Consider the following 12657-nt stretch of genomic DNA (forward strand, 5'->3'; position numbering starts at 1 on the left):
GACGAGGAACGGTGGCAGTCGAACAGGGGGCCCCCGCCGAGGCGCGGGAGAAGCACGCCGAGCTGGCGGAGCAGGTCGAGGAGCACCGCTTCCGGTACTACGTGAAGGACCAGCCGGTCATCAGCGACGCGGAGTTCGACAGGCTCCTGCGGTCGCTGGAGTCCCTGGAGGAGGAGTATCCGGAGCTGCGGACGCCGGATTCGCCGACCCAGAAGGTCGCGGGTTCGTACGAGACGGACTTCACCTCCGTGGAGCACCGGGAGCGGATGCTCTCGCTGGACAACGCGTTCGACGACGCGGAGCTGTCGGCCTGGGCCGAGCGGGTCGCCAAGGACGTCGGCACCTCCGACCACCACTTCCTGTGCGAGCTCAAGGTCGACGGCCTCGCGGTGAACCTCACGTACGAGCACGGCCGGCTGACCCGGGCGGCGACCCGTGGCGACGGCCGTACGGGCGAGGACATCACGTCGAACGTGCGGACGATCGCCGACATCCCGGAGCGGCTGCGCGGCGACCGGATCCCGGCGCTCGTGGAGATCCGCGGCGAGGTCTACTTCCCGATGGAGGCCTTCGAGGGGCTGAACGCGCGCCTGGTGGAGGCCGGCGACAAGCCTTTCGCCAATCCGCGCAACGCGGCGGCCGGTTCGCTGCGCCAGAAGGACCCGAAGGTGACGGCGACCCGCCCCCTGCACATGGTGGTGCACGGGATCGGCGCCCGCGAGGGCTTCGACATCTCGCGGCTCTCGGAGACGTACGAGCTGCTGCACGAGTGGGGTCTGCCCACCGCCCGGCACAACAGGGTCGTGGACTCCCTGGACGGCGTGCGGGAGTTCATCACGTACTTCGGCGAGAACCGGCACTCGGTGGAGCACGAGATCGACGGCGTCGTCGTCAAGCTCGACGAGATCGCGCTCCAGGGCCGGCTCGGCTCCACGGCGCGCGCGCCGCGCTGGGCCATCGCGTGGAAGTACGCGCCGGAGGAGGTCAACACCAAGCTGGTCGACATCAAGGTCGGCGTCGGCCGGACGGGCCGCGTCACGCCGTACGCGCAGGTGGAGCCGGTGACGGTGGCCGGTTCCGAGGTCGAGTTCGCCACCCTGCACAACCAGGACGTGGTGAAGGCCAAGGGCGTGCTGATCGGTGACACGGTCGTGCTGCGCAAGGCCGGTGACGTGATTCCGGAGATCCTGGGCCCGGTGGCGGACCTGCGGGACGGCACCGAGCGCGAGTTCGTGATGCCGGCCGAGTGCCCGGAGTGCGGGACGCCGCTGAAGCCGATGAAGGAGGGGGACATCGACCTGCGCTGCCCCAACGCGCAGTCGTGTCCGGCCCAGCTGCGGGAGCGGCTGTTCTTCCTGGCGGGCCGCCAGTGCCTGGACATCGAGAACTTTGGCATGGTCGCGGCGGCGGCGCTGACCCGCCCCCTGGAGCCGGCGGAGCCGCCGCTCCTCGATGAGGGCGACCTCTTCGACCTGACGATCGAGCAGCTGCTGCCGATCCGGGCGTACGTCCTGGACCCCGACAGCGGTCTGCCCAGGCGGGACCCGAAGACCGGCGAGGAGAAGATCGTCTCCGTCTTCGCCAACCAGAAGGGCGAGCCGAAGAAGAACGCGCTCGCGATGCTGGAGAACATCGCGGCGGCGAAGACGCGTCCGCTGGCCCGGTTCCTCAACGGACTGTCGATCCGTCACGTCGGCCCGGTTGCCGCCGAGGCGCTGGCCCGCGAGTTCCGCTCCCTGGAGCGGATCGAGCAGGCGACGGAGGAGGAGCTGGCGGCGGTCGACGGCGTCGGCGGGATCATCGCCGCCGCCGTGAAGCAGTGGTTCGCCGAGGAGTGGCACCGGGAGATCGTGCGCAAGTGGCGTGCGGCCGGGGTGAGTTTCGAGGACGAGGGCGCCGGCGAGGAGCAGGGTCCGCGTCCGCTGGAGGGCCTCACCGTGGTGGTGACGGGCACCCTGCAGAACTACACGCGGGATGGCGCAAAAGAGTCGCTGCAATCCCGAGGAGCCAAGGTCGCCGGTTCCGTTTCGAAGAAGACCGCCTTCGTCGTGGTCGGTGACAACCCGGGCTCCAAGTACGACAAGGCGATGCAGCTGAAGGTTCCGGTTCTCGACGAGGACGGCTTCGTGATCCTGCTCGAACAAGGTCCCGAAGCCGCTCAGGAGGCCGCTCTGCCGGTCCCTGAGTAGCCGTCGGCCCGCCGCCCCGGGGGGCCGGCGGCGGGCGCGGAAGGGGCGCGCGGGGGGCGCGAAAAGGCCGCGAAGGTTCACCCGTTCGGCGCATACCAGATCGTTACGGGTGGCCGGGTCGCATTCGGGCAAGAGATGGAGAGCGCTGCCCGTAGCAGCCCTCCGCGGCCTAGTGTGGTGACCGTGCGTCCGTCGCGCACGGCCGTGTGAGGGCCCCTGCCGACGCGCAGGAGCAGGACACGCGGTACGACACGCGACGGCACGACGAACCAGTGGCATGACACCAGTGGCATGACAGTGGCATCACGACGGCCCCCGCGTTGCGACGGCACCGCCGGCTGTGAGAGGGACGGGAATGAAACCGACCGAGAGTGCCGCCCCGGTCGCACGGCCCCAGGGCCGTGCGGCGTTCGTGGGCATCACGTCCGGGCTGCCCGGAGTGCTCGTGGGCATCGCCGCCGTCGTGCTCACCGCCGGTCTCTACCGGACGCTGAGCACCGGTCAGGGCCTCTTCCCCGGCGGTGCCGCCGGCTGGTCCCTCGCCGTCCTCACCGGCCTCATCGTCGGCCACCTGGTCGCGCTCGGCCGCGACCGCTGGTGGGGCGGCACCGGCTCCGGCGCCGCCCTCACCCTCGCCGTCCTGCTCCTGTACGGCTGGGTGCCGGCCTGCCTGGTCTCCCTCACCGTCGTCGTCCTCGTCGCCGCCGCCCGTCGGCACCGCTGGCGCCAGGGCCTGCTGCACGGCGCCGTGGACGTCATCGGCGCGGGCGCCGCCGCCCTCGTGCTCGCCACCTTCGGCGACGTCCCCACCGTCGCGGAACCCTGGCAGCCCCTCGACTGGGGGATCGCCGACGTACCGGAAGTGATGCTCGCCGCCGTCGCCTACCTCGTGGCGACCCGGCTCCTGCTGTGGTACGCCCTCGCCCCGCACGGCGGCGGACTGCCCACCGCCGCCCGCACCGCCCTGCTCCGCCAGGGCCTGGTCGCCGTCGCGCTGCTCGGCATCGCCCCGCTCATCTGCGTCGTCGCCGCCTCCCGGCCGCCGCTCCTGCCGCTCTTCGCCGTCCCGCTCATCGCCCTCGACTCCACCCTGTGGATCGCCCGGGCCCGCGCCGAGGAGCAGCTGCGCGACCCGCTCACCGGGCTGCCCAACCGCCAGTGGCTCCTGGAGCGCACCTGGACCGCCCTGGAGGAGGCCGAGGGCGAGGGCGTCCGCTCCGCGCTCGTCCTGATCGACCTCGACCGCTTCCGCTCCGTCAACGACACCCTCGGGCACCTCGCCGGCGACCGGCTGCTCCTCCAGATCGCCGAGCGGCTCCGGCTCGCCCTGCCGCGCGGCGCCGAGGCCGCCCGGCTCGGCGGCGACGAGTTCGCCGTCCTGCTGCCCACCGCCGACTCCACCACCAGCGCCCAGCGCGTCGCCCGCCACCTCGTCGCCGAGCTGTCCTCCCCGCTCGACCTCGACGGGCTCACCCTCGTCCTGGAGGCCAGCGCCGGCGTCGCCGTCTTCCCCGACCACGCCCTGGACGCCGAGGGCCTGCTGCGCCGCGCCGACGTGGCGATGTACCAGGCCAAGCGGGACCGCACCGGCGTCGAGGTGTACGAGTCCAAGCGCGACTCGAACACGCCCGACCGCCTCGGCCTGCTCGGCGACCTGCGCCGCGCCCTCGACGCCGGCGAGGTGGAGCTGCACTACCAGCCCAAGGTCCGCTTCGACGGCCAGGTCGCCGGCCTGGAGGCCCTGGTCCGCTGGGTCCATCCCGAGCGAGGGAAGGTTCCGCCGGACGAGTTCATCGCCATCGCCGAGTCCTCCGGCCTCATGCCGCACCTCACCGAGTACGTCCTGGAGACGGCCCTCGCCCAGGTGGCCCGCTGGCGTGCCCAGGGCCTCGACGTGCCCGTCGCCGTCAACGTCTCCCCGCGCGACGTCCACACGCCCGGCTTCGCCGGTGCCGTCGCCGCCCGCCTCGCCCGGCACGGCGTCCCGGCCGGCGCGCTCCAGCTGGAGATAACGGAGCACGTGCTCCTGGAGGACCCGCAGCGGGCCGCCGACACCATGGCGGGCCTCACCGGCCACGGCGTCAAGATGTCCCTCGACGACTTCGGCACCGGCTACTCCTCCCTCGTACACCTGCGCCGCCTCCCGGTGAGCGAGCTGAAGATCGACCGGTCCTTCGTCGCCCGGCTCGCCGTCGACACCGAGGACGCCGAGATCGTCCGCTGCACCGTCGACCTCGCCCACTCGCTCGGCCTGCTCGTGGTCGCCGAGGGCGTCGAGGACGACGAGACCTGGGAACGCCTGCGTGACCTGGGCTGCGACGCCGTCCAGGGCTGGCTGGTCGCCGCCGCCATGCCGCCCGCCGAGACCACGGCCTGGCTCCGCGCCCGCGGCGAGCACGGCTGGCGCCGACCGTCGGAGATCGCCGCGAGCGCCGCGATCGCCGAGGTGGACCACCCCTCCGGCCACGTGGTGCAGTAACCGTTTCACGGGTAGCGGTGCAGGCCCCATAGGATTGGGCCAACACCATCAAACTCACCCCGTGAGGATCCGCATGCCTGGCATCACGCGCGAGGAGGTCGCACACCTCGCACGGCTGGCGCGTCTGGAGCTGAAGAGCGAAGAACTCGACCACTTCGCCGGTCAGCTCGACGACATCATCGGCGCGGTCGCCCGCGTCTCCGAGGTCGCCGACCAAGACGTACCGCCGACCTCCCACCCGCTGCCGCTGACCAATGTCATGCGCGCGGACGAGGTCCGTCCGTCGCTCACCCCCGAGCAGGCGCTCTCCGGCGCCCCGGCCCAGGAGCAGCAGCGTTTCAAGGTGCCGCAGATCCTGGGGGAGGACTAGAACGTCATGACGGACAACAGCACCATCATCAAGCTCACCGCCGCCGACATCGCGGCGAAGATCGCCTCCGGCGAGCTCACCGCCGTGCAGGTGACCGAGGCCCACCTCGCCCGCATCGAGGCCGTCGACGAGAAGGTCCACGCCTTCCTGCACGTCGACCGCGAGGGCGCCCTCGCCCAGGCCCGTGCCGTGGACGAGAAGCGCGCCCGCGGCGAGAAGCTGGGCCCGCTGGCCGGTGTGCCGCTCGCGCTCAAGGACATCTTCACGACCATGGGCGTGCCCACGACGGTCGGCTCGAAGATGCTCGAGGGCTGGATCCCGCCGTACGACGCCACCCTGGTCAAGAAGCTCAAGGCCGCCGACGTGGTCATCCTGGGCAAGACCAACATGGACGAGTTCGCGATGGGCTCCTCCACCGAGAACAGCGCCTACGGCCCGACCGGCAACCCGTGGGACCTCACCCGCATCCCGGGCGGCTCCGGCGGTGGCTCCTCGGCCGCCCTCGCCGCGTACGAGGCCCCGCTCGCCATCGGCACGGACACCGGCGGCTCGATCCGCCAGCCCGCCGCCGTCACCGGCACCGTCGGCGTCAAGCCGACCTACGGCGCGGTCTCCCGCTACGGCATGGTGGCCTTCTCCTCCTCGCTCGACCAGGGCGGCCCCTGTGCCCGTACGGTCCTCGACGCGGCCCTGCTGCACGAGGCCATCGCCGGGCACGACCCGCTCGACTCGACCTCCATCGACGCGCCGGTCCCGCCGGTCGTCGAGGCCGCCCGCAACGGCTCCGTGGCCGGGATGCGCGTCGGCATCGTGAAGCAGTTCCGCGGCGAGGGCTACCAGGCCGGCGTCGTGCAGCGCTTCGACGAGTCCGTGGAGCTGCTCAAGTCGCTCGGGGCCGAGATCGTCGAGCTGGACTGCCCGTCCTTCGACCTCGCGCTCTCCGCGTACTACATCGTCGCGCCGTCCGAGTGCTCCTCGAACCTGGCCCGCTTCGACGGCCTGCGCTACGGCCTGCGCAGCGGCGACGACGGCACCCGGTCCGCCGAGGACGTCACCGCGCTCACCCGCGAGGCCGGCTTCGGCCCCGAGGTCAAGCGCCGCATCATCCTCGGCACCTACGCCCTGAGCTCCGGCTACTACGACGCCTGGTTCGGCTCGGCGCAGAAGGTCCGCACCCTCATCACCCGCGAGTTCGAGAAGGCCTTCGAGCAGGTCGACGTCATCGTGTCGCCGACCACGCCCACCACCGCCTTCCCGATCGGCGAGCGCGCCGACGACCCGATGGCGATGTACCTCGCGGACCTGTGCACCATCCCGACCAACCTGGCGGGCAACTCCGCCATGTCGCTGCCCTGCGGCCTCGCGCCGGAGGACGGTCTGCCCGTCGGTCTGCAGATCATCGCCCCCGCCCTGAAGGACGACCGCCTCTACAAGGTCGGTGCCGCCGTCGAGGCAGCCTTCGTGGAAAAGTGGGGCCACCCGCTGCTCGAGGAGGCTCCGTCGCTGTGAGTACCAGTGCACTGCAGAAGGCCAAGGGCTTCAAGAAGTCCAAGACCGGTACGTACCTGTCCATGGGCACCACCGCATTCGGCGCCATCACCGTGGCCAAGCAGATCAAGAAGGCGCGCGCCGAGCACGACACGCTGAAGCTCGTCGACGCCGTCGTGTCCGCCGCCGCCATCGTCACCGGCCTCGCGATCCTGTACCGCGAGCTGAAGCGCCTCGGCGACGACGACGTCCTGCTGGGCTGAGAGGGAAGTTCCACCGTGACTGTCACTGAACTGCTGTCGTACGAGGCGGCGCTCGCCGAGTACGACCCCGTCATGGGCCTGGAGGTCCATGTCGAGCTCGGCACGAAGACCAAGATGTTCTGCGCCTGCTCCACCGAGCTCGGCCAGGACGCCAACGCGCAGACCTGCCCGACCTGCCTCGGCCTGCCCGGCGCACTGCCGGTCGTCAACGCCGTCGGCGTCGAGTCGGCCATCAAGATCGGCCTCGCGCTGAACTGCGAGATCGCCGAGTGGTGCCGCTTCGCCCGGAAGAACTACTTCTATCCGGACATGCCGAAGAACTTCCAGACCTCCCAGTACGACGAGCCGATCGCCTTCAACGGCTACCTGGACGTCCAGCTGGAGGACGGCGAGGTCTTCCGCGTGGAGATCGAGCGCGCCCACATGGAGGAGGACACCGGCAAGTCCACCCACATCGGTGGCGCGACCGGCCGCATCCACGGCGCCTCGCACTCGCTGCTCGACTACAACCGGGCCGGCATCCCGCTCATCGAGATCGTCACCAAGCCGATCGTCGGTGCCGGCGAGCGTGCCCCGGAGGTCGCCAAGGCGTACGTGGCCGAGCTGCGCGAGCTGATCCGCGCCCTGGGCGTCTCCGAGGCGCGCATGGACAAGGGCCAGATGCGCTGCGACGTCAACCTGTCGCTGATGCGGAAGGGCGCGACGGAGTTCGGCACGCGCTCGGAGACGAAGAACGTGAACTCGCTCCGCTCGGTCGAGCGTGCGGCGCGCTTCGAGATCCAGCGCCACGCGGCGATCCTGGAGGCCGGCGGTTCGGTCGTCCAGGAGACCCGGCACTTCCACGAGGACGACGGCACCACCACCGCCGGCCGCATCAAGGACAACGCCGAGGACTACCGCTACTTCCCCGAGCCGGACCTGGTGCCGGTGGCCCCCGCCCGCGAGTGGGTCGAGGAACTGCGCAAGGGCCTCCCGGAGCTGCCGCGCGTGCGCCGCAACCGGCTGCGCGAGGAGTGGGGCGTGTCCGAGCTGGACATGCAGGCCATCCTCAACGCGGGTGCGGTCGACGCCATCGTCGCCACGACCGAGGCGGGCGCGGACGCCGCCTCCGCCCGCAAGTGGTGGATGGGCGAGCTGGCCCGTAACGCCAACGAGCAGGGCGTCTCCCTGGAGGAGCTCCCGATCACCCCGGCGGACGTCGCCCGCGTGTCGGCCCTGGTCGCCTCCGGCGACCTGAACGACAAGCTGGCCCGTCAGGTCATCGAGGGCGTCCTCGCGGGCGAGGGCACCCCGGACGAGGTCGTCGAGAAGCGCGGTCTGAAGGTCGTCTCCGACGACAGCGCGCTCGGTGCGGCCGTCGACGAGGCCATCGCCGGCAACGCGGCCATCGCCGACAAGATCCGCGGCGGCAAGGTCGCGGCGGTCGGCGCCCTGGTCGGCGCGGTCATGAAGGCCACGCGTGGCCAGGCCGACGCGGCGAAGGTCAAGGACCTGATCCTGGAGAAGCTGGGCGTCAGCGAGGGCTGATCCTCTGCTCGTACAGCTCAAGAGGGCGGCCCCGCACCGGAGTTCCGGTGCGGGGCCGCCTTCGTGCGGGTGCGTGCGGGGCGGGCGCGCGCGGCCTGGTGTCCAGCCGACGCCACCGCAACGCGACGCTCCATTCGGTCACCGACCTGGGACTCGCCCTCCTGGAGGGTCGCCGTTAATTCGGATGCACGGCCCGGGCCGCCCGTGTAGCGTCCTCCATGACGTCTCCCGATGCGCCGTGCCCCGGTTACTTCTGACAAAAACTCACACCGTGGCACACCTCTGATCCCGGGAGACGTCCCTTCGGTCGTCGTGTCTGCCGGTTCTCCGACTTCTGCCCTCTCCTTTCTCTTCTCTCTTCATCTTTGACTTCTGTTTCCCAATCAGGGGGATTCTCTGCATGACCCGGTTCAACCGTCAGCGGGCCAAGGTCGAAGCGCGACACGAGATCGAGACCGAGGTTCCGGGGTTGACCAGGCGGGGCGTGACGCTGCCGCTGTCCACGCACGGGGAGTGGACGACGACCTCCCCCGGGAGCGTGCGGAAGCTGACCGTCTTCCCGTCTTCCGTGCTCCGCAACCACGAGAGCGGTGCCGGGTTCGCCCGGACGCCGAAGCAGGAGCTGTTCCTGCTCGCCGTCAGCCACATGGCCGGGCAGGAGAGCTTCTACGAGGGAGCCGCGCTGCGGGACCTCCGCTACGAGCGGCTGGTGCGGCAGCTCGCGGTCAGTGACCCGGTCTGGACGCTGGGGCTGCTGCGCTGGCTGCGGACCGAGGCACACATGCGGACCGCCTCCGTCATCGGTGCCGCCGAGTTCGTCCGGGCGCGTACCGAGGCGCGGGCCGTCGGGTTCTCCCGGCAGGCCGTCGACGCCGTACTGCAACGGCCGGACGAGCCGGGCGAGTTGCTCGCCTACTGGACCGCCCGCTACGGGCGGCGGCTGCCGCAGCCGCTGCGGCGCGGGGTCGCCGACGCCGTGCGCCGCCTCTACACCGGCCGCGCCCTGCTCAAGTACGACACCGGCAGTCGCGCCTTCCGCTTCGGCGACGTCCTCGAACTGACCCATCCCGCGCCCGCGCACCCGTGGCAGGGCGAGCTGTTCCGCTACGCGCTCGACCGCCGGCACCGCCCCGACCGTGCCGCGCCGCCTGCCGGTGACGCGCTCCTCGGCGCCCACCACGCCCTGCTCGCCGTGCCGGTCGCCGAGCGGCACGCCCTGGTGACCGGGGCCGGCGGCGCCGAGCGGCTGCGGGAGGCCGGGATGACCTGGGAGTCGGTCGCCGGCTGGCTCCAGGGACCCCTGGACGCCGCCGTCTGGGAGGCGCTGATCCCCTCGATGGGCGCCATGGCCCTCGTACGGAACCTGCGCAACTTCGATCTCGCCGGGGTCGGCGACCGCGCCGCCGCCGACGTCGCCCGCCGGATCTCCGACGCGGGCGAGGTGCGCCGCTCCCGCCAGTTCCCCTTCCGCTACCTCGCCGCGCACCGCAACGCGCCCTCCGCGCGCTGGCACGAGGCCCTGGAGGCGGCCCTGCAGCACTCCCTGTCGCAGGTGCCCGAGCTCCCCGGCCGTACGCTCGTCCTCGTCGACCGGTCCGGCTCGATGTTCGACGAGCCGAGCGCGCGGAGCCGGCTCAACCGGGCCGACTCCGCCGCCATCTTCGGCACCGCCCTCGCCCTGCGCGCCGAGCACGCCGACCTGGTCGAGTTCGGCACCTCCAGCCAGGCCGTGCCCCTCGCCCCCGGTGAGTCCGTGCTGCGCGCCCTCGACCGGTTCCACGACCTCGGTGGCACCAACACCGCCGGGGCCGTCCAGCGGCACTACGACGGGCACGACCGCGTCGTCGTCGTCACCGACGAACAGGCCTTCTGGACGCCCCGCGTCGACCCGCTCGGCGTGGTCCCCGAGCACGTCCCCGTCTACACCTGGAACCTCGCCGGCTACTCCCTCGGCCACACCGGCGCCGGCCCCCACCGCCACACCTTCGGCGGGCTCGGCGACGCCGCCTTCCGCCTCGTACCGCTCATCGAGTCCGGTGCCGCGGCGGCCTGGCCGTGGGAGGCCGGCGGCGCCGGCCGCGGGGCGTGACTGCCGTTCACCGTTCCGCCCTCACCGGGTCGTCTCGCGGTCATCCGGCCTGATTAGCGTCCCCGCCGTACCGATCCCATGGCTCGAGGGCGAGCCGTGGGCCGTCGACTGGAGGGTCGGGGCCGTGGCACCGGAGATTTCGCGCAGAAGGCTGCTCGCACTCGGCGGAGGCGCGTTCGGCGTCGCCGCCACCGGATCGCTGCTGCCGCCGTCGCTGCAGGAGGCGATGGCCGCCGAGCCGCCGGCCGGCGGGATGGCGGCGGTGAAGCACGTCGTGATCCTGATGCAGGAGAACCGTTCCTTCGACCACTACTTCGGCACCCTGCGCGGAGTCCGCGGCTTCGGCGACCGCAACGCCATCGAGCTGCCCTCCGGCACGTCCGTCTTCGAGCAGCCCGCCGCCCCCGGCCGGACCGTGCTCCCGTTCCCGATCCGCGGAGCCGCCGAGACGCAGCAGAAGGACCTCCAGTACATCGGCGACCTCGACCACTCCTGGAGCGGCGGCGCCAAGGCCTGGCGCGAGGGCTGGATGGACGGCTGGGTTTCCGCGAAGACCGCCGCCACCATGGCCTACTACGACCGGCGCGACATCCCGCTGCACTACGAACTCGCCGACACCTTCACCATCTGCGACGCCTACCACTCCTCCACCCACACCTCCACCAGTCCCAACCGCAACCACCTGTGGTCCGGCTGGACGGGCTACGAGGCCGACGGCAGCCGCGCCGTCACCAACGCCGCCTACGCCGAGGCCACCCATCCCGGCTACGGCTGGTCCACCTACGCCGAGCGGCTCGAGGCCGCCGGGCGGAGCTGGAAGACGTACACGGAGTGGGAGAACTTCACGGACAACAACATCGAGTTCTTCACCAGCTTCAAGAAGATCGCCCGCAAGGCGCTCGCGAGGACCGGAGGGGCCGGGACGGCGCACACCTTCATGGAGTCCTTCTACGCGGCCGTCCGGGACACCTCCGACACCGCCGAGCGGACCCGGCTCCTCGGACTCCTCGAAGAGGGCGTCGCGACCCTCGCCCCGGCCGAGCGCTCCCTCTTCGAGCGGGGCCTGCGCCGGGTCGAGACCGGCACGCTCGCCGAGGCCTTCCGTGCCGACGTGGCCGCCGGGGCGCTGCCCGAGGTCTCCTACCTCGTCCCCTCGGCGGTCGACTCCGAGCACCCCGGCTCCTCCTCGCCGGTCGCCTCCGCCACGCTCGTCTACCAGGTGCTCGACGCCCTCGGCTCGCACCCGGACGTCTGGCGCCACACCGTCGTGCTGATCAACTACGACGAGAACGACGGGTTCTTCGACCACGTGCCGCCGCCGGTCCCGCCGGCCGGCACCACGGAGGAGCGCTGGAAGGGCCTGCCCACCGGCCTCGGCATCCGGGTCCCGCTGCTCGTGATCTCGCCCTGGTCGGTCGGCGGCTACGTCTGCTCCGAGACCTTCGACCACACCTCCGTGATCCGCTTCCTGGAGGAGCTGACCGGCGTCGAGGAGCCCAACATCACCGCCTGGCGCCGGGCCGTCACCGGCGACCTGACCTCCGCCTTCGACTTCCGCCGGACCCGGCGGCAGCCGCCCGTCGAGCAGCCCGGCCCGATCCCGCCCTTCACCGGCCGCTGGCGGCCGCAGCCCCCGGCGGTCCAGTCGATGCCCGAGCAGGAGCCCGGCACCCGCCCCGCCCGGCCGCTGCCGTACCAGCCGGACGCCGTGGCCACCGTCGGCGACGGGACGCTCACCGTGGACCTCAGGAACACCGGCAAGGCGAGCGCGCACTTCGCGCTCTACCCCTACGCGGGGGAGTTCGCCGTCCCGCAGCACCAGGACGTCAGGGGCACGGGACGGTGGACGGTCCCCCTTACGCGTGATCGTTACCGCTTCACGATCACCGGCCCCAACGGCTTCCGCCGCGAGTTCGAGGGCCCGGCGGCCGGCGGCGCCGAGCTGGCCTCGCGCGTCGACCACCACGACCGTGACCTGCACCTCACCGTACGCAACGACTCCACGGCCCCGGCCGTCTTCACCGTCAGGCCGCTCGGCTACGTCGACCCCGAGGACCTCGGCGAGCACGGCCGGTGGACCCGCACCCTGACCGTGAAGCCCGGGAAGAGCCGTACCGTCGTCCACTCCGCCGCCGACGCGCACGGCTGGTACGACGTCGAGGTGACCGGTCCCGACGGCTTCCGCCGCCGCCTCATGGGCCACATCGAGAACGGGCGCCCCAGCGTCTCCGGATAGGTCCACCGTCCGCGGG

8 protein-coding genes are annotated in these 12657 nt (G+C 71.9%); all 8 read left to right on the plus strand.

Annotation, left to right across the window (positions count from 1 at the left end):
* The first annotated feature begins 11 nt into the window (after positions 1-11).
* Entirely contained in the window at positions 12-2189 is a 2178-nt protein-coding gene (gene ligA / locus ACFY8W_RS21910) for an NAD-dependent DNA ligase LigA (protein ID WP_391107646.1), read from the plus strand.
* A 355-nt stretch (positions 2190-2544) separates the two neighbouring features.
* Complete coding sequence (locus ACFY8W_RS21915) at positions 2545-4668, plus strand: EAL domain-containing protein (RefSeq protein WP_391107649.1); 2124 nt, start codon at positions 2545-2547, stop codon at positions 4666-4668.
* A gap of 73 nt (positions 4669-4741) precedes the next feature.
* Entirely contained in the window at positions 4742-5038 is a 297-nt protein-coding gene (gatC, locus tag ACFY8W_RS21920; RefSeq protein ID WP_007266718.1) for an Asp-tRNA(Asn)/Glu-tRNA(Gln) amidotransferase subunit GatC, read from the plus strand.
* Between the two features lie 6 nt (positions 5039-5044).
* Positions 5045-6547, plus strand: a complete 1503-nt coding sequence (gene gatA / locus ACFY8W_RS21925; protein WP_391107652.1) for an Asp-tRNA(Asn)/Glu-tRNA(Gln) amidotransferase subunit GatA — start codon at positions 5045-5047, stop codon at positions 6545-6547.
* Positions 6544-6789 carry a hypothetical protein gene (locus ACFY8W_RS21930; RefSeq protein WP_391107655.1) on the plus strand — a complete coding sequence of 82 codons (246 nt, stop codon included), beginning with the start codon at positions 6544-6546 and terminating at the stop codon, positions 6787-6789. Before gatA ends, ACFY8W_RS21930 begins: the two co-directional genes overlap by 4 nt.
* Before the next feature lie 15 nt (positions 6790-6804).
* Positions 6805-8316 (plus strand): Asp-tRNA(Asn)/Glu-tRNA(Gln) amidotransferase subunit GatB, encoded by a 1512-nt coding sequence (gene gatB / locus ACFY8W_RS21935; RefSeq protein ID WP_391107658.1) that lies wholly within the window; start codon positions 6805-6807, stop codon positions 8314-8316.
* Between the two features lie 400 nt (positions 8317-8716).
* On the plus strand, positions 8717-10405 hold the full coding sequence (locus ACFY8W_RS21940) for a TROVE domain-containing protein (RefSeq protein ID WP_391107660.1): 1689 nt from the start codon (positions 8717-8719) through the stop codon (positions 10403-10405).
* Positions 10406-10529: 124 nt separating this feature from the next.
* On the plus strand, positions 10530-12641 hold the full coding sequence (locus ACFY8W_RS21945) for a phosphocholine-specific phospholipase C (RefSeq protein WP_391107663.1): 2112 nt from the start codon (positions 10530-10532) through the stop codon (positions 12639-12641).
* Positions 12642-12657 lie beyond the last annotated feature (16 nt).

This window comes from Streptomyces sp. NPDC012637 (assembly GCF_042954805.1).
Lineage (GTDB): Bacteria > Actinomycetota > Actinomycetes > Streptomycetales > Streptomycetaceae > Streptomyces.

Excerpts from the sequence above, each read along its gene's own strand:
- gatC (WP_007266718.1), top strand. The coding sequence starts at position 4,742 with ATGCCTGGCATCACGCGCGAGGAGGTCGCACACCTCGCACGGCTGGCG.
- gatA (WP_391107652.1), top strand. The coding sequence starts at position 5,045 with ATGACGGACAACAGCACCATCATCAAGCTCACCGCCGCCGACATCGCG.
- ACFY8W_RS21940 (WP_391107660.1), top strand. The coding sequence starts at position 8,717 with ATGACCCGGTTCAACCGTCAGCGGGCCAAGGTCGAAGCGCGACACGAG.
- ACFY8W_RS21915 (WP_391107649.1), top strand. The coding sequence starts at position 2,545 with ATGAAACCGACCGAGAGTGCCGCCCCGGTCGCACGGCCCCAGGGCCGT.